The 22108-nt window shown below is 68.6% G+C and carries 27 protein-coding genes; 5 read left to right on the top strand and 22 right to left on the bottom strand.

Annotation, left to right across the window (positions count from 1 at the left end; all coding sequences use genetic code 11):
• Positions 1 to 26 precede the first annotated feature (26 nt).
• Complete coding sequence (locus tag Q9S78_RS13980) at positions 27 to 584, top strand: cell wall protein (RefSeq protein WP_311870786.1); 558 nt, start codon at positions 27 to 29, stop codon at positions 582 to 584.
• A 1-nt stretch (position 585) separates the two neighbouring features.
• On the opposite strand, the gene Q9S78_RS13975 is transcribed toward Q9S78_RS13980, so the two are convergent.
• Positions 586 to 1281 (bottom strand): endonuclease/exonuclease/phosphatase family protein, encoded by a 696-nt coding sequence (locus Q9S78_RS13975; protein ID WP_018187316.1) that lies wholly within the window; start codon positions 1279 to 1281, stop codon positions 586 to 588.
• A gap of 30 nt (positions 1282 to 1311) precedes the next feature.
• Between Q9S78_RS13975 and Q9S78_RS13970 the strand changes: the two genes are divergently transcribed.
• Together Q9S78_RS13970 and Q9S78_RS13965 are read left to right on the top strand one after the other, a co-directional pair.
• Positions 1312 to 2319, top strand: a complete 1008-nt coding sequence (locus Q9S78_RS13970) for a glycoside hydrolase family 6 protein (protein WP_231370976.1) — start codon at positions 1312 to 1314, stop codon at positions 2317 to 2319.
• Positions 2320 to 2409: 90 nt separating this feature from the next.
• Positions 2410 to 3441 (top strand): response regulator transcription factor, encoded by a 1032-nt coding sequence (locus Q9S78_RS13965; RefSeq protein WP_018187318.1) that lies wholly within the window; start codon positions 2410 to 2412, stop codon positions 3439 to 3441.
• 345 nt (positions 3442 to 3786) lie between these two features.
• Here the strand turns inward: Q9S78_RS13965 and Q9S78_RS13960 are convergent, their stop codons facing one another.
• From Q9S78_RS13960 to Q9S78_RS13950, 3 genes are all read right to left on the bottom strand, one after another.
• Complete coding sequence (locus Q9S78_RS13960; RefSeq protein WP_311870784.1) at positions 3787 to 5529, bottom strand: glycosyltransferase family 2 protein; 1743 nt, start codon at positions 5527 to 5529, stop codon at positions 3787 to 3789.
• A 20-nt stretch (positions 5530 to 5549) separates the two neighbouring features.
• Positions 5550 to 6386: a hypothetical protein gene (locus Q9S78_RS13955; RefSeq protein ID WP_018187320.1), complete on the bottom strand. Its 837-nt coding sequence runs from the start codon at positions 6384 to 6386 to the stop codon at positions 5550 to 5552.
• A 194-nt stretch (positions 6387 to 6580) separates the two neighbouring features.
• Positions 6581 to 7207 carry a hypothetical protein gene (locus Q9S78_RS13950; RefSeq protein ID WP_311870782.1) on the bottom strand — a complete coding sequence of 209 codons (627 nt, stop codon included), beginning with the start codon at positions 7205 to 7207 and terminating at the stop codon, positions 6581 to 6583.
• Positions 7208 to 7437: 230 nt separating this feature from the next.
• On the opposite strand from Q9S78_RS13950, the gene Q9S78_RS13945 reads away from it, so the two are divergent.
• Positions 7438 to 7995: a hypothetical protein gene (locus Q9S78_RS13945; protein ID WP_311870780.1), complete on the top strand. Its 558-nt coding sequence runs from the start codon at positions 7438 to 7440 to the stop codon at positions 7993 to 7995.
• Between the two features lie 81 nt (positions 7996 to 8076).
• Here Q9S78_RS13945 and truA read toward each other — a convergent pair whose 3' ends face one another.
• From truA to Q9S78_RS13930, 3 genes are read right to left on the bottom strand one after another with little or no spacing between them, the layout of a single operon-like run.
• On the bottom strand, positions 8077 to 8919 hold the full coding sequence (gene truA, locus Q9S78_RS13940; RefSeq protein WP_311870778.1) for a tRNA pseudouridine(38-40) synthase TruA: 843 nt from the start codon (positions 8917 to 8919) through the stop codon (positions 8077 to 8079).
• A gap of 22 nt (positions 8920 to 8941) precedes the next feature.
• Positions 8942 to 9847, bottom strand: a complete 906-nt coding sequence (locus Q9S78_RS13935; protein ID WP_311870776.1) for a PfkB family carbohydrate kinase — start codon at positions 9845 to 9847, stop codon at positions 8942 to 8944.
• 34 nt (positions 9848 to 9881) lie between these two features.
• Positions 9882 to 10724, bottom strand: coding sequence for a universal stress protein (locus Q9S78_RS13930; protein ID WP_018187325.1), 843 nt, complete (start codon positions 10722 to 10724; stop codon positions 9882 to 9884).
• A gap of 202 nt (positions 10725 to 10926) precedes the next feature.
• Here Q9S78_RS13930 and Q9S78_RS13925 point away from each other — a divergent pair, with 202 nt between their 5' ends.
• The gene (locus Q9S78_RS13925; protein WP_311870774.1) at positions 10927 to 12870 is read left to right on the top strand and encodes an acyltransferase family protein; all 1944 of its coding nucleotides are present in this window, start codon (positions 10927 to 10929) and stop codon (positions 12868 to 12870) included.
• A 131-nt stretch (positions 12871 to 13001) separates the two neighbouring features.
• On the opposite strand, the gene rplQ is transcribed toward Q9S78_RS13925, so the two are convergent.
• From rplQ to rplF, 15 genes are all read right to left on the bottom strand, one after another.
• The gene (rplQ, locus tag Q9S78_RS13920; RefSeq protein ID WP_020098650.1) at positions 13002 to 13571 is read right to left on the bottom strand and encodes a 50S ribosomal protein L17; all 570 of its coding nucleotides are present in this window, start codon (positions 13569 to 13571) and stop codon (positions 13002 to 13004) included.
• 57 nt (positions 13572 to 13628) lie between these two features.
• On the bottom strand, positions 13629 to 14618 hold the full coding sequence (locus Q9S78_RS13915; protein WP_018187328.1) for a DNA-directed RNA polymerase subunit alpha: 990 nt from the start codon (positions 14616 to 14618) through the stop codon (positions 13629 to 13631).
• Between the two features lie 117 nt (positions 14619 to 14735).
• Positions 14736 to 15134, bottom strand: coding sequence for a 30S ribosomal protein S11 (gene rpsK, locus Q9S78_RS13910; RefSeq protein WP_018171470.1), 399 nt, complete (start codon positions 15132 to 15134; stop codon positions 14736 to 14738).
• A 34-nt stretch (positions 15135 to 15168) separates the two neighbouring features.
• The gene (gene rpsM, locus Q9S78_RS13905; protein WP_018187329.1) at positions 15169 to 15543 is read right to left on the bottom strand and encodes a 30S ribosomal protein S13; all 375 of its coding nucleotides are present in this window, start codon (positions 15541 to 15543) and stop codon (positions 15169 to 15171) included.
• A gap of 146 nt (positions 15544 to 15689) precedes the next feature.
• Positions 15690 to 15806 (bottom strand): 50S ribosomal protein L36, encoded by a 117-nt coding sequence (gene rpmJ, locus Q9S78_RS13900; protein WP_005050492.1) that lies wholly within the window; start codon positions 15804 to 15806, stop codon positions 15690 to 15692.
• Between the two features lie 63 nt (positions 15807 to 15869).
• Positions 15870 to 16091, bottom strand: a complete 222-nt coding sequence (infA, locus tag Q9S78_RS13895) for a translation initiation factor IF-1 (RefSeq protein WP_017201569.1) — start codon at positions 16089 to 16091, stop codon at positions 15870 to 15872.
• 149 nt (positions 16092 to 16240) lie between these two features.
• Positions 16241 to 16918: a DsbA family protein gene (locus Q9S78_RS13890; protein ID WP_311870773.1), complete on the bottom strand. Its 678-nt coding sequence runs from the start codon at positions 16916 to 16918 to the stop codon at positions 16241 to 16243.
• Between the two features lie 12 nt (positions 16919 to 16930).
• On the bottom strand, positions 16931 to 17764 hold the full coding sequence (map, locus tag Q9S78_RS13885; protein ID WP_311870772.1) for a type I methionyl aminopeptidase: 834 nt from the start codon (positions 17762 to 17764) through the stop codon (positions 16931 to 16933).
• Entirely contained in the window at positions 17764 to 18357 is a 594-nt protein-coding gene (locus tag Q9S78_RS13880; RefSeq protein ID WP_020098647.1) for an adenylate kinase, read from the bottom strand. The genes map and Q9S78_RS13880 overlap by 1 nt, the downstream gene beginning before the upstream one ends.
• Complete coding sequence (gene secY / locus Q9S78_RS13875) at positions 18354 to 19679, bottom strand: preprotein translocase subunit SecY (RefSeq protein WP_018187333.1); 1326 nt, start codon at positions 19677 to 19679, stop codon at positions 18354 to 18356. Before secY ends, Q9S78_RS13880 begins: the two co-directional genes overlap by 4 nt.
• A 100-nt stretch (positions 19680 to 19779) precedes the next feature.
• Complete coding sequence (rplO, locus tag Q9S78_RS13870; RefSeq protein WP_020098645.1) at positions 19780 to 20340, bottom strand: 50S ribosomal protein L15; 561 nt, start codon at positions 20338 to 20340, stop codon at positions 19780 to 19782.
• On the bottom strand, positions 20340 to 20525 hold the full coding sequence (rpmD, locus tag Q9S78_RS13865) for a 50S ribosomal protein L30 (RefSeq protein WP_020098644.1): 186 nt from the start codon (positions 20523 to 20525) through the stop codon (positions 20340 to 20342). Before rpmD ends, rplO begins: the two co-directional genes overlap by 1 nt.
• Complete coding sequence (rpsE, locus tag Q9S78_RS13860; RefSeq protein ID WP_020098643.1) at positions 20525 to 21211, bottom strand: 30S ribosomal protein S5; 687 nt, start codon at positions 21209 to 21211, stop codon at positions 20525 to 20527. The genes rpmD and rpsE overlap by 1 nt, the downstream gene beginning before the upstream one ends.
• A complete protein-coding gene (gene rplR / locus Q9S78_RS13855) occupies positions 21208 to 21567 on the bottom strand; it encodes a 50S ribosomal protein L18 (RefSeq protein ID WP_018187337.1) in 360 nt (119 codons plus the stop codon). The genes rpsE and rplR overlap by 4 nt, the downstream gene beginning before the upstream one ends.
• A 2-nt stretch (positions 21568 to 21569) precedes the next feature.
• Positions 21570 to 22106 carry a 50S ribosomal protein L6 gene (gene rplF, locus Q9S78_RS13850; RefSeq protein WP_018187338.1) on the bottom strand — a complete coding sequence of 179 codons (537 nt, stop codon included), beginning with the start codon at positions 22104 to 22106 and terminating at the stop codon, positions 21570 to 21572.
• Positions 22107 to 22108 lie beyond the last annotated feature (2 nt).

The following is a 22108-nucleotide window of genomic DNA, read 5'->3' as shown; positions in this document are numbered from 1 at the left end:
AGTACCCGGCCCGAAAGCAGCACCCCATGCGCCGTTCCCCCCGCGCCCTTCTGACCGTCCTCTTCATCGTCACGATGGCTTTCGGCGCGCCCGCCGTCGCGAATGCGTCGACCATCTACCCGCCGGTCGACGCCTGTTCGTCGGATGCCGCCGGTGCCGGTGCGGGCGACACCATCACCTTCGAGTGCGACTCGACCACCTTCGGCGCGAACGAGACCGTCACCGTCACCGTGACCGGTGAGAACGGCGCCGCGGCAACCTTCGCACTCGTTCGCACCGCCGTCTCGACGGCGAGCGCGCAGTTCACCTCCGACGCGTCGGGGGCTCTGCCCGTGATCCGCATCACCCTGCCCTCCGATGCGCGCGGTGTCTACAACATCGCCGCCGTCTCAGCGACCTCCGCCGGCGGCACCTCGAGCGCCGTCATCGACACAAGCGACAGCAGCGACCCGCTCGTGCGCGCCGGGTTCGACGGCAACCAGCTCATGGGCCTGTGGATCGGAGCCGGCGCGCTCATCGCCGCCGGAGCCGTCGTGCTCGTCGCGGCGGCCGTCCGCCGTCACCGCAACCGCACCGACGACTGAGTCAGGCGGCGTTCGGCTTCTTCGGCTGGATCGGCTTCGCCGTCACCAGGATCGGAAGGTGATCGCTCGCGCCCTGCGGGAGCGTCCGCACCTGCTCGATCTCGAAACCGCTCGAGGTCGCGAAGTCGTAGTACCCCTTGAAAAACTTGTAGCGCGTGTAGGTGCGCGCGTCGCTGAGGCTCAACTCGTAGCCGCTCTCACGGATCACCTGGCTCAGGTTCTCCTTGAACACGGGGTAGTTGAAATCCCCGACCATGAGGATCGGCGCGCCCTTGCCGAGCGTCGACAGCTCCTTCAGCGCCGCGCGGATCTGATGCCGGCGCAGCGAGTTCAGCGCCGTCAGCGGAGCCGCGTGGAACGACGAGACGATGAAGTCGGTGCCGGAATCGATGTCGTGCAGGTTGAGCCCCAGCATCCGCTCGTCCGCCGGCTTCAAGACGATGTCGTGCAGCGACTTCTTGAGCGAGAAGGTCTTGCTCGCACCCGCGCGGAAGCCGTTCTCGCGGTAGTAGATCGCCAAGCCCAGGCGGTTCGACCTCGTGGCGTCGGCGAGGACGAGACCGCCGATGCGCTCGGGCATGTCGGTCGTGTCCACCTCCTGCAGGCACAGCACGTCGACGTCGTAGCGGCCCACCAGCTCGGTGAGTTCGCCCGCGGCGGCGTGCTTGCGCAGGTTGTAAGAGACGACGGTGATCATCGATGTTCAGCCTATGACTAGAGTTCAAGAGTGGCTCCCAGGAAGCTGCGGATGCCGCCGGCCCGCGTACTCGTCCCCGTGGCGATCATCGTGGTCCTCGTCTTGGTTCTGGTGCTCATCGGAGTGATCGGAGGCGCGGTGACCCGAGGCATCCACGCCCTCACCGCTCAACCTCCGCACCTGGGGACGACCGTCATCGCGCCGTCGCAGGCGAAAGCCGCCGCGGCCGCGCGCGACCTGGCCGGTGACGAGAAGGATGCCGCCGACTACCTGGCCGCGCAGCCCACCGCCTACTGGCTGACCCCCGAGCAGGACCCGATCGGCACCGCCGGCGGCACCGTGCTCGACCTCATCTCGCAGGCACGCGACCAGGGTCGCTCCGTCGCCCTGGTGGTCTACGGCCTGCCCGGCCGGGACTGCGGCAACCACTCCGCCGGCGGACTGTCGGAACAGGACTACCCGGTGTGGCTGCGGGAGATCGGCGCGGCCCTCGACACGGCTCCCGAGGTGCAGAAGATCGTTGTGCTTGAACCCGACAGCATCGCCCTTGCGGAGGAGTGCGGCAACATCGCCGAACGCGCCCGCCAGCTGAGCACCGCTGTCGACGAGATCACCTCGGCGGGCACCTGGATCTACATCGACGGCGGGCACAGCAACTGGCTTCCGCCGCAGGAGATGGCCGACCTGATCCGCCAGACCGGTGTGATCGACCGGGTGCGCGGGTTCGCGACGAACGTGTCGAACTATCAGGCATCCGCTGACGAGTTCGCCTACGCCGGATCGCTGTCGGCCCTCCTCGGCGGCGCGCACGCGATCGTCGACACCTCGCGCAACGGCGAGGCGACGTCGGACGGCGAGTGGTGCAACCCGCCGGGCCAGCGGGTCGGCGAACCGGGCGGCACGTTCCATGACGGCGTGGTCGACACGAACCTCTGGATCAAGCCGGCCGGCGAGAGCGACGGCGAGTGCAACGGCGGGCCCGCCGCCGGCGTGTACTGGCCGCAGGCGGGCGTCGAGCTGACCGACGGCGTGCGGTGAGTCCCGATCGCGGGTCCGCGCCCTGTGTAGCATGAGGACCGACTTTCACACCGGGACGGGGGGCAGAGAACGATGAGCGATTCGATGTCTATGCATAAGACAGCGGTCATCGTCGAGGACGACCCCGACATCCGCCACCTCATCGTGGAGGTCCTCGAAGCCGCCGGTTTCTCGACCGTCTCGGTCGGCAACGGCATCGACGGCGTGCGCGCCGTGCTGTCGTACCAGCCGCTCATCACGACGCTCGACGTGAACATGCCCGGCATCGACGGGTTCGAGGCGGCCCGCCGCATCCGTGCGCAGAGCGACACCTACATCATCATGATCACCGGTCTCGAAGAAGAGGCCGACGTCGTCCTCGGTCTCGGCGCCGGCGCCGACGAGTACGTCGTGAAGCCCTTCCGCCCGCGCGAGCTGCGCGCCCGCGTCGAGTCGCTGCTGCGGCGTCCCCGTGCGACCGGCTCGTCGGCTGCCGCCGCTCCCCGACAGGATGCCGCCGGTCCCTCCTTCCCCGGAGCACGCCCCGCCGCGCAGCCGCAGTTCGACGCCGCCCCGACCTCGCCCGTCTTCGACGAGCGCATCATGACGCCCGTCTACACCGACCCGCAGCAGCCCCAGCCGGGTGCCGCCGTCGTCGTCCCGCAGACGAACGGCCCCCAGTACGGTGCGCCCCCGTACGGCGCCCCGCAGCAGGGGATGCCGCCCCAGGGCATGCCGCCGCAGGGCGGTCACCCGGGCACCGCGGTGGCCCCGGCATCCGCCACCCCTCCTGTGGGAGGGCCGGGGTGGACCGTGCACCGCGACCTGGCCGTCCATGCCGAGCATCGCATGGTCCTCGTCGCCGGCCGGGAGCTCACCCTCACGCGCACCGAGTTCGACCTGCTGTCGACGCTCATGGAATCCAAGCGCCGCGTCCGCAGCAAGGCCGACCTGACCCTCGTGCTGCGCGGGGAGTCCTACGTCACGAGCTACTTCGTCGGCGAGGCCGACAAGCGCGCGATCGAGGCGCACATGACGAACCTGCGCCGCAAGCTCGGCGACAACCCGAACAACCCCCGCTACATCGAGACCGTCCGCGGGGTCGGCTACCGCCTCACCTCCGAAACCGTCGCCAGCGCCTGACCCGGGCGCCGCTCGCGCGCGGCCGCATGGCGCGGGTGCGGGTGGTGCGGCCCGGCGTGTACGGATGCAATAGATCCGGCATGACACCCGGCATCCTCAGGCCCATCCCCGGCGTGTCGCTGCAGATCCCTTGCATCCGTGAACACCCCGGCGCGAGCCTCTGGGCCCCGCGCCGGGTCACCACACGACGGACGGGCGGATGCCGCGAGCACACCGGCTCCGCGCCAACCCCGTGCGCGCTGTTCACGGATGCAATGGATGCCGGGCGACACCCGGCATCCACGCCTCAGACACCGGCGTGTCGCGGCGAAACCATTGCACCCGCGCACACCCGCGGGCGAGGGGTCAGACCTTGAAGCCCTGGTGACGCTGGAACAGCTTGATCGCCATGGTGAGGGTCTGCAGGACGGTGACGACACCGACGATCGGCCAGCCGACCCACAGGATGGCCGACTGCGTCACCGGGTCGAGCAGGTTCCAGATGACGGCGATCGCGATCGCGACGATGCCGAAGATGATGAACGGCGTCCAGTGGCCGAAGCTCACGCCGCCCTTCTCGGCTCGCGCCTGCAGGGCCCAGTTGTCGACCTTCTTCTTCGAGAGGAAGCGGGTCCACGATCGGATGAAGTGGCTGATGCGGATCCACATGAAGATCTCGGCCGGGAACAGCAGCACCGCGAACGCGATGTCGCGCCCATTCGCCTTCTGCATCGACCGGGCCATGCGGAAGTTCAGCCCTGCGGCCACGAGGGGCGGGAGCAGCCACCACGGCGAGAAGACGAAGGCGTTGATCGACAGCGACGCGATGAGCAGCGTGATGAACGCGACGCGCACGAAGAAGTTCGTCAGCATCGAGAACTGCTCGAACCACCGCAGGCGCAGGTTCGGGTGGAAGGGCTGACCCTTCGTGTCACCGCGCTGGCCGGGCCACATGAGCTCGATCGCACCGTAGGTCCACTTGACCTGCTGGGCGTCGTAGCCCTTGAGCGTGGTCATGCCACCGACATCCGCCCGGGCGAACGGGCTGATCTTGGTGAGGTAGCCAGCCGACTTGATCTGCAGCGAGAGCAGCGAGTCCTCGACCTCGGAGTCCTTGACCCACGGGGAGTTCTGGTGGTTCTCCTTCATGATGTCGCGGAGCGCCGTGGTCGAGAAGATCGAGAACTGTCCGCCGAGCACGGCCATGTTGCGACCGCGCAGCAGGTTCTGCATGTTGAACGCGGCGAACTGCGTGCGCTGACCGGCGATCAGCCACTTGGCGATGAATCCCTTGATGGGCCGGTCGTCGATCGTGTAGATCGCGGAGATCCCGCCGATGCGGGAGTCGGCCACGGCCTCGTTCTCGAGGTACTCGACCGCGCGGCGGTCGGCGGTCGTGTCGCCGTCGACACCGAGCAGGTAGTCGTAGCCCTCGACGAGCGCGTAGCCGTAGTTGAGCGCGCCGACCTTCTTGTCGGGGTTCTTGCCGATGTCGTGGACGAACACCTCGGTGAACTGCAGCCCGAGCTCGGTCTCGACCTCGTGCGGTCCCGAGAACTCGGACGCGATCTTCACGGTGTCGTCCGAGGTGTTGTTGACGACGATGTGGATGACGTCGGGCACGCGGCTCTGCTCGAGGAGGGAGCGGATGACGTCGGCGATCGACTCGGCCTCGTTGTACGCCGGGACGATGCATCCGATCGTCGAGCGGTGGACCGAGGAGTTCTCGAGCACGGAGGAGAAGTCGTCGGCGAACTCGTCGACGGGGACGATCTCTCCCGGACCGCTCGGAGCACCCCCGAAGCCGGCGTGCTCGGGAGCCGCCTGCCACGAGCCCTGCGGCGCGGCATCCTGCCATGCTCCCGCAGGCTGGTGCCACTGCTGCTCAGCCGGCTGCGGCCACTGCTGAGCCGGCTGCCACTGCTGGACAGCGGGCTGCTGCTGCGCGGCCGGTTGGTGCGGCGCTGCGGGCTGCTGCTGCCCCTGTGCGGCGGGCCAGGCCTGCTGCTGCCAGGGGGACCCCTCCGGAGCGTTCTGACCGGGCCACGCGCCGACAGGCGGCTGCGCGGGCTGCCAGCCCTGAGGGCCGGGGATGTACGGACTGGTCACGTCGGTTCCTCGAACTGGATTCACGGAGTGGTGGGACCGCCGGTGCCGCCGGTCGAAGTCCAACCGTCGGTACCCGTGGTTCCCTGAGTGGTGTCGTTCGACGACGTTCCGTCGGACGATCCCCCCGTGGATCCGTCGGTTCCTGTCTCACGAGGATAGATCGCAATGGGGATGACCGGGTAGACCGTCTGCTGCGCGAACGACTTGTCGTCGTTGGCGGTGCCCTCGACCCAGATGTCGAGCGCGAACTGCAGCGTGATCCCGTAGGTGTCCTGCGGCAGCTGGTTGATCGTCGTCTGGGGGACGAGCAGACCTCCCTGGTAGCTGTTGATGAGCAGGCCGCGCGCGGAGCGGAGCGTGTCGGTGGGCACGAGCGTGCGAGGGTCCGCACTGAACTGGAACGGCGAGCTCACCTGGTTGGACGTCTGCGCCGTCTGCGAGCTGATCGTGACGTTCGACAGGAAGACGCGACGCTTCTGCTTGAGGACGGCCTTCTCGTCGACCCGGGTGTCCTTGACGTTGACGGCGAAGCCGAACGTCTTCGGGTTGTCGGGATGCCACTCCTGGGTGCGCTTGGAGTCGACGGCCCAGAAGTCGAGGACGATCTGCAGGCCGTCCGCGACCTCGTACGTCATCTGCACCGAGCCGTCGTAGCTGAACTGCGAGTCGAACGGCATGTCGGTCGTTCCGACCGCGGGCGTCGCGTTCGGCGCGGGCGTCGCCGCCGCATCACCGCTCGAACCCGAGACGGAGTTGAACGCCTCGACGATCTGAGCGCAGCCCGAGAGCGAGGCCGCTACCGCAGCGGCCAGCACGACGACGGCCAGCCGGCGGCGGGCGTGGGGACGGATGGGCATGCGCGAACCTCGTTCGAGTGAAGGGATGGAGGGCACCGGCGGCGGGGTTCGGGTCACCGCCGCCAGTGCCACGTCTTCACCGTAGGGGCGCGACAGCCCGCAAACCGCGGACTTCACGAAGCCTCGCGGCGGCCTTTACCTGATCTTGAGGTTCTTGAGGTTGCGGCGCCGGGCGGTCCCCGGCATCCGCCGGCTCAGCCGTCGGTTCCGGATGCCGCCTGCGCTGCGATCGCGACCGTCACCGTGTCGGTGGCCGTCTGCTTGGCGTACTCGTCGGACTTCGGCTTGGTCTGCACGAGGAAGTCGAACGTGAACTGCAGGGTCACGTAGGTCGCGCTCTCGGGGACCTGACCGACGTTGAACGTCTGCGAATAGCTGTAGGGCTTGAGCACCAGGTAGCCGTTCTTGACGGTCGCCTCGTCGGTCTGCGGGTCGAGCGCCGGGAACGTCTCCGTGGCATTGGCGGGGACGGCGAGCATGGTCGCCTTCTGCAGGTAGACCTTCTGGCCGTCGTTCGGCGTGATGGTCGTGACGAGAGACAGGCTGACCGGCTTGACGGCGTTCGGCGTCCACCGGTCCATCCGCAGCTCGGACCAGTAGTTGACGGCTGCCTTCACGGCGCCGGCCGTCAGGTCGCGCTGCGTCGATCCGCTCGAGAGGTCGTTCTCGACGGGCGGGGCGACGACGACGGGAGCCGAGGATGACGGCGCGGGCGCGGACGGGGTCGGGCTCTGCAGGGCCCAGGGCGACGGCCCGCAGCCGGACAGGACGACGGCGGCACCGACGATCGCGGTGGCTGCGGCCAGACGCATGGTTCTCATCCGCATCATGACCCCTCCCCGCGGTCCCGTCAGTCTATGCGCGCATCGGCGGATTCCCCGCCGCGGGCGATGTGACGAAGTGAGGCACTGTTTACCAGACCGAAACCCGTTTACCTTGCTGAATCTGAACGATTCCTGGATACTGGCTATGTCCAACCAACGAGGGGCGGTCGGTTGGATTTTTTCTTGCCGTCCGAGCCTCGAACTCTCGACGACCGAAAGCAGTCACCATGAAGAACAAGATCAGCAAGGCATCGGCGGCTCTCGCCATCGCCGTCGCGGCGGTCTTCGCGGCACCGGCCGTCGCGAGCGCCTACACTCCCGACCCCGTGGTCGTCTCCGCTCCCGGCGCTCTGGTTCCGGGCACTCCTGGCACCGTGTCGTTCACGGACTTCGCCGCCAATGAGGGTGTGACGTTCACCCTCCGGGGCGAGAACGCCTCCGGCGGCTCGCTCGCCTTCGTCGCCTTCGTCGTGGACTCGACGTCCGTCACGAAGACGGCCGATGCCGAAGGCAACGCCTCGGTCGAGGTCACCCTCCCCGACAACGCGACCGGCTCCTACGAACTGACCGCAACCGGTCAGGAAAGTGGAACCGTGGCGTCGACGACCATCTCCGTCGCGGCGACCGGTAGCGGTGCAGGTGGCGAAGGCGGCGGCGGTGTCCTCCAGAACACCGGCTTCGACGGTGACGCTCTCCTCGGCCTCTGGGTCGGCGGCGGCGTGCTCGTCCTCGCCGGCGCGAGCATCGCGGTCGCCACGTCGGTGCGCCGCGCTCGTCGGGCATAAGGCTCTCGCGAACCAACGCAAAAGGAACTCCCCCCTGGTCACGGCCCGAGGGGAGTTCCTTTTTTGCCCGACAGGCGACGATCACTCGTCAGGGGATCCGAGCTCGCGGCGCGCCCGCGTCTGCTCGGCGCGCGCAGCGAGCAGATCGTCCGCCGGATACCCGACCTCCGTCAGGGTCAGTCCGCGTGCGGCGAGCACCTTGACCTCGTTCGTGCGCTCGAGTTCGTCGCGGATCTCCGCGACCCGGCCGATCTCGATCCGCCCCTCGCCGACGGCGACGCAGGCCCCCACGAGCGCGCGCACCATGCTGTGGCAGAACGCGTCGGCTTTCACCGAGGCGATCAGGATGCCCGATGCGTCGCGGTGCCACCCGTACTCGAGGAGCGTCCGGATCGTCGTGGCCTCCTCGCGCGGCTTGCAGTAGGCGGCGAAGTCGTGGAGTCCGCGGAGGCTGCGGGCGGCGGCATCCATCGCGTCGACGTCGAGCTCGGCCGCGACCCACGTCGTGCGGCCCCGCTCGAGCGGATCATAGCCCGTGACGCGGTCGGCGACGCGGTAGGCGTATCGGCGCCAGACGGCGGAGAACCGCGCGTCGAACCCCTCGGGAGCGACGTCGACGCGATGGACCGCGACGTCGGGGTACGGCCCCAGCACGCCGTTGATGCGGCCCGCGAGGGCGGCCGGCTCGGGACGTCGTCCCGACAGCAGCCGCCGCTCCTGCCCCTCGGTGAGGTCGAGATGGGCGACCTGCGCCGACGCGTGCACCCCGGCGTCCGTTCGTCCTGCGACGACCAGGCGGGGATCGCCGCCGAGGATGCGCGCGATCGCCGCCTCGAGGGTGCCCTGCACCGTGCGGAGGTTCGGCTGGCGCGCCCAACCCCGGAAGTCGGTGCCGTCGTAGGCGAGGTCGATCCGCAGGCGCACGCTGCCAGCCTATCCGCGGCCGTCAGAGCGCCGCGTCGACCTCGGCCCGCGTGGGCGGGTTCGCGCCCTCGCGTGACACGGTGATGCCCGCCGTGAGTGCGGCACGGCGGAGCGCCAGGTCGAGTGCCGCGGGGTCTCCGGCCAGCAGGTCCGGGTCGTCCACGAGGCTCGTGATGAGGCTCGCCATGAACGCGTCCCCTGCCCCGATCGTGTCGGCCACCTCGACCACCATCGGAGCGACCTCCGACGCCCCCGACGGACCGAGGGCGAGGGCCCCCTCCCCGCCGCGGGTCATCACGACGACGCCCGGGCCGAGAGCCGCGATGGTCTGCAGCACCCGGTCGGCGGGCATGCCGGGGTAGAGGGCCTCCGCATCCTCGTCACTGAGCTTCACCAGGCTCGCGGCCGCGAACGCCCGCTCGGCGATCGGCCGCGGGTCGTCGCCCACGAGCGCGGGGCGGACGTTCGGGTCGACCGTCACGATCCTGCCGTCACGTCGCGCGGCCTCGAGTGTCGCGAGCGCGACCTCTCCCCCGGGCTGGAGGAACAGCGCGATCGACCCCGCATGGACGACGGATGCCGCCTCTGCCGCTGCCCCAGCCGCCTCGGCATCGAGGGCCCAGACGATGTCGAACTCGTACTCCGCCGACCCGTCGGGGCGCAGCCGCGCCTTCGCGGTGGAGGTCGGGGCATCCGTCCACGACGCCTCCTCGATCGCCGCGCCCGACGCCGTCACCTGCGCGGCGATGCGGCGGCCGCGGCCGTCGCGCCCGAGGCGCGTCAGGAGGCTCGCGGGCACGCCCTGCCGCGCGATGCCGACGGCGACGTTGGCGGGGCTGCCGCCGACGAACTCGACGTCGCCGCCGTCGCGCTCGACGATGTCGATCAGGGCCTCGCCGATGACGAGGACGGAGGTCGTGTGGGTCATGCCCTCACTTTCGCACGTCCCCCGCCGCTGCGCGTCACCGGACGACGGCGGTCACCGTCGGAAGGTGCGAGAGCAGCTCCTGGCTGATCGAACCGAGCAGGAAGCGAGCGAGTGCACCCCGACCGTGCGTGCCCACGACGACCATGCGCGCATCCGCCGCGATACCGGCGAGCACGTGCGAGGGGTGTCCCCGCTCCACCCGGCGGATGATGCGCAGGTCCGGGTAGCGCGCCGAGAGCCCCGCGAGCGACAACGCCAGGACCTCCTCGGTCGTGGACTGCATGTTCGCGAGGTAGAGGTCGGGGTAGACCTCCATCGCGTTCCGCGGTGTGTGCACCGGAGTCCAGACGCTGACCGTGATGAGGGGCTCGCCGAGACGGTCGGCCTCGGATGCCGCGAACTCGATCGCGTGCTCCGACACGTCCGAGCCGTCGACGCCGACCACCACGCCCATCCCCTCGCCGAGGTCCCGGTCGGGGATCACGACGACGGGGCACGCCGCGCCGGCTGCGATCCGGATGCCATGGACCCCGCGCGCCGGGCCGGTGCCGGGGCCGCGGTAGTCGCTGCCGATCACGAGCATCGCCGCTCCCGACGACGCCTCGACGAGCTTCGTGACGGGGTTGCCCGATTCGACCCGCGTGGACACCGGGACACCGGCATCCGTCACCCGCCGCGCCTCTGCATCGAGCAGCTGCTGCGTCGCGGTCTGCGCCGCCCCGAGGACCTCCGCCTCGCCGATGGCGCCGATGGCTCCCCCGACGACCGCGAGGAGCTCGATGGACTGCCGTCGCCGCGCCGCCCGTTCGATCGCCCAGTCCACTGCCCGACGCGACACCGCCGCGCCCGTGACTCCGACGATGATGTTCCCCGCCATGATGGCCGTCCCTTCTTGGGAACGAGGCGCCAGCCGGATCGCGGTGACGTCTGCGGCGCTCGTCCGTGTCTCGGTGCTGCCAACCTATCCGCGAAGGCGCCGCGCCGGAAGAGACTCTCGGTCCTCAGCATGGCTCTTTAGACTGGATTCCGCCCTTCGCCGTCCGGCCCGTGATCGCCCTCCCCCGATGTCTGCCCCCGACATGAACCGAACCCCTTCCGCGCGCCTGTCAGGACTCGACGGACTCCGCGCTGTCGCCGTCCTGCTCGTCGTCGTCTACCACCTCTTCCCCGCGCTCCCGGCGGGGTTCCTCGGCGTCGACGTCTTCTTCGTGATCTCCGGATTCCTCATCACCACCCTCCTCGTCCGCGAGCACGAGGAGCACGGCCGGCTCCGCCTGTGGGACTTCTGGCGCCGCCGGGCTCGGCGCCTGCTCCCCGCGATCGGGGTCATGGTCCTTGTCTGCGCCTCCCTCGCCTGGATGGTCGGCGGCGACGTCCTCGTCGGGCTCGGCGCGCAGCTCGCGGGTGCGGCGACCTTCGCCTACAACTGGGTCGCGGTGGCTGCCGGGTCCTCCTACTTCGGCGGCGGATTCGATGCCTCCACCCCAGAACTGCTCCGGAACCTCTGGTCCCTCGCTGTGGAGGAACAGTTCTACCTGCTCTGGCCGCTCGTCCTGCCGTTCGTCCTGCTGCTGCGGCGGGGCCGGGTCGCGATCGCGATCGCTCTGGCCGCGGCATCCGCTCTGACAGCCGTCGCCCTGGCGAGCGGCGACGCCACGCGCGTCTACTACGGCACCGACACGCATGCCTTCGGGCTGCTCCTCGGCGTGGCCCTCGCGTTCCTGCGCCCCTCCGAGCGCTCTCGCGGCGTCCCCGGAGTCGTGGGCGGGGCGGCAGTCGTCGGCGTCGTCGGGCTCGCTTTCGTGACGCCCGGAACGGGCCCGGAGACGTTCCCGGGGCTTCTCGTCGCGGCATCCGCTCTGACGGCAGTGGCCATCGCGGCCGCGGTGCGTTCCGCCTCGACGCTGGGGCGACTGCTCGACACCCCGCCGCTGCGGTGGATCGGGGAGCGCTCGTTCGGGATCTATCTGTGGCACTGGCCGCTCGTCGTCCTCCTCACCGTCGCGACGACCCGCACTTCCCCCGACGTCGCGGTGCCGGTCGAGGTCGCACTCCTCACCCTCGCCCTGACGGTGCTCGCGGCCGAGGTGTCGTACCGCTTCGTCGAGCAGCCCGTCCGGCGCCTCGGTTTGCGCGCCGCGCTGCGGTCGCTGACCCGAGCGTTCCGCGGCGGACCGATCCGGCGCCTCGCCGCGACCACCGCCGTCGCTGCGGGCCTCCTCGTGGTGGCGGGGACGACCGCCGCCGTCGCCGACGCTCCGCCCATGGCCTCGAGCGAGGCGGTCGTGCAGGACGGTCAGGCGGCGCTCGACGCGGACTCCGCGGGCCCGCAGCACGTGACCCTCCCCGGCGCCGCGATCCTGACCGACGATCCGATGCTCCGCCCCGAATGTCCCTCGGCGCACCTCGCCGACGACGACGGATTCTGCGTCGCCCCCGACGGCCGCCCCGCTCCCCCGGCGCCCGCCCGCGTCGCCGGAACCCGCGTCACCGCCGTCGGCGACTCCGTCATGCTCGCCTCCGCTCGAGGACTGCTCGACCGGATGCCGGGTGTCGCCATCGACGCCAAGGTCTCACGGTCGATGAGCGCCGGCGTCGCCATCGTCGACCGTCTCGCCGCCCGTGGCGAGTTGCGCGACTTCGTCGTCGTGGGACTCGGCACCAACGGGCCGGTCGACCCCGATGACCTGGCGCGGCTGAAGAAGGATGTCGGCGCCGACCGCACGCTCATCCTCGTCACGGCGCATGCGCCGCGGGACTGGATCCCCGGCGTCAACGACGAGCTGCGGGACTTCGCCGCCCGGACGCCGGGCGTCGCCGTCGCCGACTGGTCGGGCGCGATCAGCGGCCACGAAGACCTGCTGGCGGGCGACGGCATCCACCCCGGCGCCAGCGGAGGTGCGCGCTACGCCGCCGCGGTCGCCTCCACCATCGACGGTGTCGAGAACGGCCGCGCACAACTGCAATACCGGCTCGAGCTTGCCCAGTGGGCCGTCGGCGACACCTTCCACCGCTCACGCTGACCGCACCCGCGCTGACGCCGCAGCCACGGCATCCGCTCGCCCGGTGACGACACGTGCACGGCGCAGGGGTACGAGAAAGGGCCCGCCCCGAAACGGGGGCGGGCCCTCGGATTCCCTCCGGAGAGGGAGCCTTACTTGGCCTCGTCGGCCTTCTCGTCCTCGGACGCGACGGCGTCCTCGGCGGTGGCTTCGGCAGCAGCGCCCTCCTCGGGCGACTCGGCACCGGCAGCGGCGTCCTCAGCGGGCGTCTCGACCTCGGTCTCCTCGACCGCGGGCTCCTCGGCAGCAGCCGGAGCGGCAGCGGCCGGAGCAGCCTTCTTGGTGGACTTCGCCTTCGGGGTGACGGGCTCGAGGACGAGCTCGATCACGGCCATGGGGGCGTTGTCACCCTTGCGGTTGCCGACCTTCGTGATACGGGTGTAGCCACCCTCACGCTCGGCCACCAGCGGGGCGATCTCGGCGAACAGCTCGTGCACGACGCTCTTGTCGCCGATGACCGCGAGGACGCGGCGGCGGGCGTGCAGGTCGCCGCGCTTGGCGAACGTCACGAGACGCTCGGCGAACGGACGCAGGCGCTTGGCCTTGGTCTCGGTCGTCGTGATCGACTTGTGCGTGAACAGCGAAGCGGCGAGGTTCGCCAGCATCAGACGCTCGTGTGCGGGGCCGCCTCCGAGGCGGGCACCCTTCGTGGGCTTGGGCATGTCAATTACTCCTGGGAATGAAAGTCAGTCAAAAGGACCCGGCGAACCGAGATCCGATCAGACGGTCTCGTCGTCGTAGCCGCCGTAGAAGTGCGAGCCGTCGAACCCGGGGACCGAGTCCTTCAGCGACAGACCGAGCGAGACAAGCTTGTCCTTGACCTCGTCGACCGACTTCTGACCGAAGTTGCGGATGTTCATGAGCTGCGTCTCCGAGAGGGCGACGAGCTCGGACACCGTGTTGATGCCTTCGCGCTTGAGGCAGTTGTACGACCGGACCGACAGGTCGAGGTCCTCGATCGGCATCGAGAGCTCGTTGGTCAGGACCTCGGCGACCGGCGCGGGGCCGATCTCGATGCCCTCGGCCTCGACGTTCAGCTCGCGGGCGAGACCGAACAGCTCGACCAGCGTGCGACCGGCCGATGCGACGGCGTCGCGGGGGCTGATCGACGACTTGGTCTCGACGTCCAGGACGAGCTTGTCGAAGTCGGTGCGCTCACCGGCACGGGTGGCGTCGACGCGGTAGCTGACCTTGAGGACGGGCGAGTAGATCGAGTCGATCGGGATCTGACCAGCCTCGGCGTACTCGTTGCGGTTCTGCGTGGCCGAGACGTAGCCGCGGCCACGCTCGATCGTCAGCTCGAGCTCGAACTTCGCCGAGTCGTTGAGCGTCGCGATGACCAGGTCGGGGTTGTGGACCTCGACACCCGCCGGAGCGGAGATGTCTGCGGCCGTGACCTCGCCGGCACCCGTCTTGCGCAGGTACGCCGTGATGGGCTCGTCGCGCTCGCTCGACACCACGAGCTGCTTGATGTTCAGGATGATCTCGGTGACATCTTCCTTCACACCGGGGACCGTGCTGAACTCGTGCAGCACGCCGTCGATGCGGATGCTGGTGACCGCGGCACCGGGGATCGACGACAGCAGGCTGCGACGCAGCGCGTTGCCGATCGTGTAGCCGAAGCCGGGCTCCAGGGGCTCGATGACGAATCGGCTACGGAAGTCGCCGACCTTCTCCTCGGTCAGAGTGGGACGCTGTGCAATGAGCACTATGTGTTCCTTTCAATCACGTGACCGCTATATGACACGTGCAATTGGTGAAGTGTTGAGTTGTGTCCGGGATGCCGGGGCGCGACTCGCGTCGCCACCCCCGGCATCCGTCGAGGATCAGACGCGGCGGCGCTTCGGGGGACGGCAGCCGTTGTGGGCCTGGGGCGTGACGTCCTGGATCGAACCGACCTCGAGGCCGGCAGCGGTCAGCGAACGGATCGCGGTCTCGCGGCCCGAGCCGGGGCCCTTGACGAAGACGTCGACCTTCTTGACGCCGTGCTCCTGCGCCTGACGCGCAGCGGACTCGGCGGCCATGCCGGCGGCGTACGGGGTCGACTTGCGCGAGCCCTTGAAGCCGACGCCACCCGAGGAGGCCCAGCTGATGACCGCACCCGAGGGGTCGGTGATCGAAACGATCGTGTTGTTGAACGTCGACTTGATGTGGGCCTGGCCCAACGCGATGTTCTTCTTCTCCTTGCGGCGCGGCTTGCGCGCTGCGGACTTGGCCTGTGCCATGTGAGTGTTCTCCTAAACCTGTGGCGGCGGCGCTTTAGCGCGCCTTCTTCTTGCCGGCGACGGTGCGCTTGGGACCCTTGCGGGTACGCGCGTTGGTCTTCGTGCGCTGGCCGCGCACAGGCAGGCCGCGACGGTGGCGGATGCCCTCGTACGAGCCGATCTCGACCTTGCGGCGGATGTCAGCGGCGACCTCGCGGCGGAGGTCACCTTCCACCTTGTAGGTGCCTTCGATGTGGTCGCGGAGAGCGACCAGCTGCTCGTCGCTGAGGTCCTTGACGCGGATCGACTCGTCGATACCGGTCGAGGTGAGGATCTCGACGGAGCGGGTACGGCCGATGCCGTAGATGTAGGTGAGGGCGATCACCACGCGCTTGTCGCGCGGGATGTCAACGCCGGCAAGACGTGCCATGCGATGTCTCCTAGGAGTCGGTGGAGGTGTGGAGCAGGATCGGTGCCCGGGCCTCCGACCCGAGGTGTCCCCCGCTGAACGGGTTCTGATCCTGCCGAGATGTATTCAGTTGTGAGCCTGCGGGCCGCGTAAGACGCGGCATCCCATCAGCCCTGGCGCTGCTTGTGACGCGGGTTCGACTTGCAGATGACCATGACGCGGCCGTGGCGGCGGATGACCTTGCAGTGGTCGCAGATGGGCTTGACGGAGGGGTTGACCTTCATGATGTTCCTGATTCGCTGTCTTCGCCGACGCTCTGACGAGCGCAGCGTTACTTCTCGACCGGTCTAGCGGTAGCGGTAGACGATGCGGCCGCGGGTCAGGTCGTAGGGCGACAGCTCCACGACCACGCGGTCTTCGGGGATGATGCGGATGTAGTTCTGCCGCATCTTGCCGGAGATCGTGGCCAGGACCTTGTGACCGTTGCTGAGCTCGACGCGGAACATCGCGTTCGGCAAAGCCTCGGAGATCACGCCCTCGATCTCGATGACACCGTCTTTCTTGGCCATACGCTCGCTTACAGTTGGCAGACCGGTCGGTCTGCGGTGAGTGGGGATTGTGGTGACACGCCGAAACAGGCGCAACGCACCAAAGATTTAGTGTACGTGATATCGGATCACCCCGCCACTCGGGCGCGTCACGCGCCGGGGGCTACCGGTCAACGCGACGTGAGGTTGGCGACGATGTCCTTCTGAGCGTCGTAGGTGACCGGAACGATCTGGTCGTTGACCAGAAGCGTCGGCGTACCCGTGGCGCCTTCGGGGAGCTCCTGCGACTGCGCGAAGCTCTTGTACTCGTGGTCCTTGATCGCCTTCTCGAGCTTCGCCGTCATCTTCACGCCGGAGTCCTTGGCGAGCGAGATCAGCTCGTCGTCGGTCAGGCCAGGGGTCTGCTCCTTGGGCTGGTTGTCATACAGAGCCCGGAAGAACGCGTAGGCGTTGCCCGGGTCGGCCTCGGCGACGGCGTACATGGCGGATGCCGCACGGCTCGAGTACTCGGTGCCCTGCGAGAGACGGTCGAGGATCGTGACCGGGTGGACCTCGAGGGTGATGCTGCCGTCATCGACCAGGCCCGAGATGGTCTTGCCCTCTGCCTCTTCGAACTGACCGCAGTAAGGGCACATGAAGTCGACGTACGTCGACACCTTGTCGGGCCCCTTGCCGAAGGTGATCGCGCCGGTCTCCCGGTTGATGCCGCTGGCCGCGGGCGCCGGACCGGGGTCGGTCGCCCGGGAGTTCAACACGGCGACGACGGCGACCAGGCCCACGAGGACGACGACCACCCCCACGCTGATCCAGATCGCGAACCAGTTGGTCTTGCGCGTGGCGGTGGCCATGAGCGTGTCCTCTCAGGAGATGGGGGTCGGGGTGACACCGAATGCGGCGAGACCCGCGGCACCGCCGTCGGGCGCGGTCAGCACCCAGATGCCTCCATCGTGCACGGCGACGCTATGTTCCCAATGGGAGCCGTCCTCACCGTCGACGGTGCTGACGGTCCAGTCGTCGTCCTCGATCAGGGTCGCCTCGTCCCCGCCGACGATCATCGGCTCGATGGCGACGCACAGACCGGGCCGCACCTCGGGTCCGAGGTCTTCGACGCGGTAGTTGAAGACGGTCGGCCCCTCGTGCATCTTGCGGCCGATCCCGTGCCCGACGTAGTCGCGAAGGATGCCGTAGCCCTCCCCCGACGACTCGACGTAGGTCTGCACGGCGTCGCCGATCTCGCCGACGCGAGACGCCGAGGCCAGCGCGGCGATGCCAGCCCACAGCGACCCCTCGGTCACATCGGACAGTCGCTGCCGACGCTCGACGAGTTCGGGCCGCTCCGGATCCGGGACGACGATCGTGATGGCCGAGTCGCCGTTCCACCCCTCGAACTGCGCACCGCAGTCGATCGAGACGATGTCACCCGGCTGCAGGACACGGTCGCCGGGGATGCCGTGGACGACCTCCTGGTTGACCGAGATGCAGGTCGTGTGGCGGTAGCCGCGCACGAGCTGGAAGTTCGACTCCGCACCGCGAGCGACGATCGTCGCCTCTGCGATCGCGTCGAGCTCGGCCGTCGTGACACCGGCTCGGACCGCCGGACGCACCGCATCCAGCGCAGCCGCCGTGATGAGGCCGGGGGCGACCATCGCACGCAGCTGCGCGGGAGTCTTGTAGATGGAGCGGCGGAACACCATCAGGCGGTGATGCCGCGCGCGGCGAGGGCCGCCGCGATGCGCTCGGTGATCTCGTCGAGCGAGCCCACACCGTCGATCTCGTCGACGATGCCGCGCTCGCGGTAGACGTCGAGGATGGGTGCCGTCTCGGACTCGTAGATCGAGAGCCGCTTGGCGATCGACTCCTCGTTGTCGTCGGACCGACCCTGCTCGGCCGCGCGACGCGAGAGCCGTGCGATCGACTCGTCGCGGGGAACCGAGAGCTCGATGACGGCGGTGAGCGGCTCACCTCGCCCGTCGAGGAACGCATCCAGGTCGCCGACCTGGCCGAGGTTCCGCGGGTACCCGTCGAGGAGGAAGCCCTCTGCGGCATCCTCCTGCTCCAGCCGATCGCGGACGATCTCGCTCGTCAGGTCATCCGGAACCAGGTCGCCGGCGTCGATCAGCGCTTTGACCTTCAGTCCGAGCTCGGTGCCGTCCTTGACGTTCGCGCGGAAGACGTCTCCGGTGGAGACGGTCGGGATGCCGAGCAGATCGGCGATCCGGGCCCCCTGCGTCCCCTTGCCCGAACCTTGCGGGCCGATGATCAGGAGGCGGGCGGGGGTCTGCGTCATCGGAGGAGTCCTTCGTAGTGGCGCTGCTGGAGCTGGGCGTCGATCTGCTTCACGGTCTCGAGACCGACGCCGACGATGATCAGGATCGAGGCGCCGCCGAACGGGAAGTTCTGGTTGGCGCCGACCGTGGCGAGGGCGAGAAGGGGAAGCAGGGCGATGAGGCCCAGGTAGATGGAACCCGGCAGGGTGATGCGGGTCAGGACGTAGTCGAGGTACTCGGCCGTGGGACGACCCGCACGGATGCCGGGGATGAACCCGCCGTACTTCTTCATGTTGTCGGCGACCTCGACGGGGTTGAACGTGATCGCGACGTAGAAGTAGGTGAACCCGATGATGAGGAGGAAGTACACCGCCATGTACAGCGGGTGGTCACCGTTGACGAAGTTCGCCTGGATCCAGGAGACCCAACCGGGGACGCTGCCGTCCGCCGTCGGGTTGGCGTTGAACTGCGCGATCAGCGCCGGGATGTACAGCAGCGAGGAGGCGAAGATGACGGGCACGACGCCGGCCATGTTCACCTTGATCGGGATGTAGGTGTTGCTGCCACCGAGCGTCCGGCGACCGACCATGCGCTTCGCGTACTGCACCGGGATGCGTCGCTGCGACTGCTCGACGAAGACGACGAGCGCGACGGTGGCGATGCCGACGGCCAGCACGAGGAGGAAGATCTCGAAGCTGCGCGCGACGGCGATGCTCCACAGCGCGGACGGGAACGTCGCCGCGATCGAGGTGAAGATGAGGAGGGACATGCCGTTGCCGATGCCGCGCTCGGTGACGAGCTCGGCCATCCACATGATGAGGCCGGTCCCCGCGGTGAGGGTGGCGATCATGAGGAGCTGAGCCCACCAGGCCTCGTCGGTGAGGAGCTGCTGGCACTCGGCGACACCGGAGATGCCGAAGAGCTGGCCCGAACGGGCCACGGTGACGAGGGTGGTCGACTGGAGGAGCGCCAGCGCGATCGTCAGGTACCGGGTGTACTGGGTCAGCTTGGCCTGACCGGCCTGGCCTTCCTTGTACAGCGTCTCGAAGTGAGGGATGACGACGCGCAGGAGCTGAACGATGATCGTCGCCGTGATGTACGGCATGACGCCGAGGGCGAAGATCGACAGCTGCAGCAGGGCGCCGCCGGAGAAGAGGTTGACCAGCGACAGGAGGCCCTGGGTGGAGCCCGACTGGTCGAGACAGGTCTTCACGTTCGGGAAGTCGACGAACGGAGCCGGGATGTGCGCGCCGAATCGGTAGATGGCGATGATGCCGAGCGTGAAACCGATCTTCCGACGCAGATCCGGGGTGCGGAAGACCCGCGCGATGGCGCTGAACAAGGGGATTTCCTCCAGTGGGATGCCGGGCCCGCCCAGACGGGCCGCACTCCAACATACGGCAACAGGGGCCGGAGGTTACCCTCCGGCCCCTGGCACGTGATTACTTGATCGAACCGCCAGCGGCGACGATCTTCTGCTCGGCCGATCCCGAGACCTTGTCGACGGAGACCGTCAGCGCGACCGAGATGTCGCCGGTGCCGAGCACCTTGACCTTCTCGTTCTTGCGGACGGCGCCCTTGGCGACAAGATCCGTGATGGTGACGTCGCCACCATTGGGGTACAGCTCCGCGAGCTTGTCGAGGTTGACCACCTGGTACTCGACGCGGAACGGGTTCTTGAACCCGCGCAGCTTCGGCGTACGCATGTGGAGGGGCATCTGCCCACCCTCGAAGCCCACCTTGACCTGGTAACGAGCCTTCGTACCCTTGGTACCGCGGCCCGACGTCTTACCCTTGGAGCCCTCACCGCGACCGACACGGGTCTTCGCGACGTTGGATCCGGGGACCGGACGCAGGTGGTGGACCTTCAGCACGCCGGGGCGTGCCGCATCCTTCTTCGGGGCAGCCTTGTCGGCAGCGGGCTTGGCCGCAGCCTTCCGGGTTGCCGGCTTCTTGGCCTTGGGCTCGACGGTCTCGACCGTCTCGTCCTTCTTCTCAGCCATCAGTCGATCTCCTCAACCTTCACGAGGTGCGCGACGGTCTTGATGTAACCGCGCGTCTGCGCGTCATCGGGACGAACGACGGAGTCGTTGATCCGCTTAAGACCGAGCGAACGCAGCGTGTCACGCTGGTTCTGCTTTTCGCTCACCTTGGACTTGACCTGGGTCACCTTCAGACGAGCAGCCATCATGCACCCACCTTTGCAGCCTTGGCGGCGTCGGCCTCGGCACGAACAAGACGCGCGGGCGCGACCTGGTCGAAGTCGAGACCACGACGAGCGGCGACGGCGCGCGGCTCTTCGAGCTGCTTCAGCGCCGCAACGGTCGCGTGCACGATGTTGATCGTGTTCGACGAACCGAGCGACTTCGACAGCACATCGTGGATGCCGGCGCACTCGAGGACGGCGCGGACCGGACCACCGGCGATAACACCGGTACCGGCAGCAGCCGGACGGAGCAGCACGACACCGGCAGCAGCCTCACCCTGGACGGGGTGGGGGATGCTGGAGCCGACGCGCGGCACCCGGAAGAAGTTGCGCTTGGCCTCTTCGACACCCTTGGAGATGGCGAGGGGGACTTCGCGCGCCTTGCCGTAGCCGACACCGACGAGACCGTTGCCGTCGCCCACGACGACGAGTGCGGTGAAGCTGAAGCGACGACCACCCTTGACGACCTTGGACACACGGTTGATCGTGACGACGCGCTCGAGGAACTGGTTGTCGCCCCGGTCGCGCGAGTTGCGGTCGCGGGTCTGGCTGCGCTCGCGGCCACCGCGGCGCGGCTCGCGCTCGCGCTCGGCGGGAGCCTCGGCCGTAGCCGCAGCCGCAGCGGGCTGCTCGGTCGCGGTCACTTCGTTCTCCTTGTTCTCGGTCACAGCTTCAGACCTCCTTCGCGAGCGCCATCGGCGATCGCAGCGACGCGGCCCGCGTAGCGGTTGCCGCCGCGGTCGAACACGACCGTCTCGATGCCGGCAGCCTTGGCACGCTCAGCAACGAGTTCGCCGACCTTGCGGGCCTTGGCGGTCTTGTCACCGTCGAACGTGCGCAGGTCCGACTCGAGGGTCGAGGCGGACGCCAGCGTGGTGCCCTTGCTGTCGTCGACGAGCTGAACGAAGACGTGGCGGGCGGAGCGGGTCACGACGAGGCGCGGACGCACCTCGGAGCCCACGATCTTCTTGCGAAGACGGAGGTGACGACGCGAACGTGCGTCGGACTTCGACTTAAGAGCCATGGTTACTTACCACTCTTTCCGGCCTTGCGGCGAACGACCTCGCCCGCGTACCGCACACCCTTGCCCTTGTACGGCTCGGGCTTGCGGATCTTGCGGATGTTGGCAGCTGCCTCGCCGACGGCCTGCTTCGAGATACCGGCGACGGTCACCTTGTTGTTGCCCTCGACGGTGAGCGTGATGCCCGCGGGAGCCTCGACCAGAACGGGGTGCGAGAAGCCGAGAGCGAACTCGACCGCCGTGCCCTTCTGAGCGACGCGGTAACCCGTGCCGACGACCTCGAGGCCCTTGGTGTAGCCCTGGGTCACGCCGATGATGTTGTTGTTGATGAGGGTACGGGTCAGCCCGTGGAGAGCACGGGACTCGCGCTCGTCATCGGGGCGGGAGACCAGAACCTGGTTCTCCTCGACCTTGACCTCGATGGGCTGTGCAACGGTGAGGCTGAGCTCACCCTTGGGGCCCTTGACGGCGACGTCCTGGCCGGAGACCGAAACGGTCACGCCGGCGGGGATGTCGATGGGAAGACGTCCAATACGCGACATGT

The sequence above is a fragment of the Microbacterium aquilitoris genome, from assembly GCF_031932285.1.
Taxonomy (GTDB): domain Bacteria; phylum Actinomycetota; class Actinomycetes; order Actinomycetales; family Microbacteriaceae; genus Microbacterium; species Microbacterium aquilitoris.
This window is presented reverse-complemented; position numbering and strand designations above follow the sequence as displayed.

Coding starts and splice junctions, on each gene's coding strand:
- rplR (WP_018187337.1), bottom strand. CDS start 21,567: ATGGCTCTTAAGTCGAAGTCCGACGCACGTTCGCGTCGTCACCTCCGT.
- Q9S78_RS13980 (WP_311870786.1), top strand. CDS start 27: ATGCGCCGTTCCCCCCGCGCCCTTCTGACCGTCCTCTTCATCGTCACG.
- Q9S78_RS13890 (WP_311870773.1), bottom strand. CDS start 16,918: ATGGCCACCGCCACGCGCAAGACCAACTGGTTCGCGATCTGGATCAGC.
- map (WP_311870772.1), bottom strand. CDS start 17,764: ATGGTGTTCCGCCGCTCCATCTACAAGACTCCCGCGCAGCTGCGTGCG.
- Q9S78_RS13950 (WP_311870782.1), bottom strand. CDS start 7,207: ATGAGAACCATGCGTCTGGCCGCAGCCACCGCGATCGTCGGTGCCGCC.
- infA (WP_017201569.1), bottom strand. CDS start 16,091: ATGGCCAAGAAAGACGGTGTCATCGAGATCGAGGGCGTGATCTCCGAG.
- Q9S78_RS13965 (WP_018187318.1), top strand. CDS start 2,410: ATGCATAAGACAGCGGTCATCGTCGAGGACGACCCCGACATCCGCCAC.
- Q9S78_RS13975 (WP_018187316.1), bottom strand. CDS start 1,281: ATGATCACCGTCGTCTCTTACAACCTGCGCAAGCACGCCGCCGCGGGC.
- Q9S78_RS13880 (WP_020098647.1), bottom strand. CDS start 18,357: ATGACGCAGACCCCCGCCCGCCTCCTGATCATCGGCCCGCAAGGTTCG.
- Q9S78_RS13955 (WP_018187320.1), bottom strand. CDS start 6,386: ATGCCCATCCGTCCCCACGCCCGCCGCCGGCTGGCCGTCGTCGTGCTG.
- Q9S78_RS13935 (WP_311870776.1), bottom strand. CDS start 9,847: ATGACCCACACGACCTCCGTCCTCGTCATCGGCGAGGCCCTGATCGAC.
- rpmD (WP_020098644.1), bottom strand. CDS start 20,525: ATGGCTGCTCGTCTGAAGGTGACCCAGGTCAAGTCCAAGGTGAGCGAA.
- Q9S78_RS13930 (WP_018187325.1), bottom strand. CDS start 10,724: ATGGCGGGGAACATCATCGTCGGAGTCACGGGCGCGGCGGTGTCGCGT.
- rplQ (WP_020098650.1), bottom strand. CDS start 13,571: ATGCCCAAGCCCACGAAGGGTGCCCGCCTCGGAGGCGGCCCCGCACAC.
- rpmJ (WP_005050492.1), bottom strand. CDS start 15,806: ATGAAGGTCAACCCCTCCGTCAAGCCCATCTGCGACCACTGCAAGGTC.
- rplF (WP_018187338.1), bottom strand. CDS start 22,106: ATGTCGCGTATTGGACGTCTTCCCATCGACATCCCCGCCGGCGTGACC.
- Q9S78_RS13945 (WP_311870780.1), top strand. CDS start 7,438: ATGAAGAACAAGATCAGCAAGGCATCGGCGGCTCTCGCCATCGCCGTC.
- rpsK (WP_018171470.1), bottom strand. CDS start 15,134: ATGGCACAGGCCAAGTCCGCAGCGCGCAAGCCGCGCCGCAAGGAGAAG.
- Q9S78_RS13925 (WP_311870774.1), top strand. CDS start 10,927: ATGAACCGAACCCCTTCCGCGCGCCTGTCAGGACTCGACGGACTCCGC.
- rpsM (WP_018187329.1), bottom strand. CDS start 15,543: ATGGCACGTCTTGCCGGCGTTGACATCCCGCGCGACAAGCGCGTGGTG.
- rplO (WP_020098645.1), bottom strand. CDS start 20,340: ATGGCTGAGAAGAAGGACGAGACGGTCGAGACCGTCGAGCCCAAGGCC.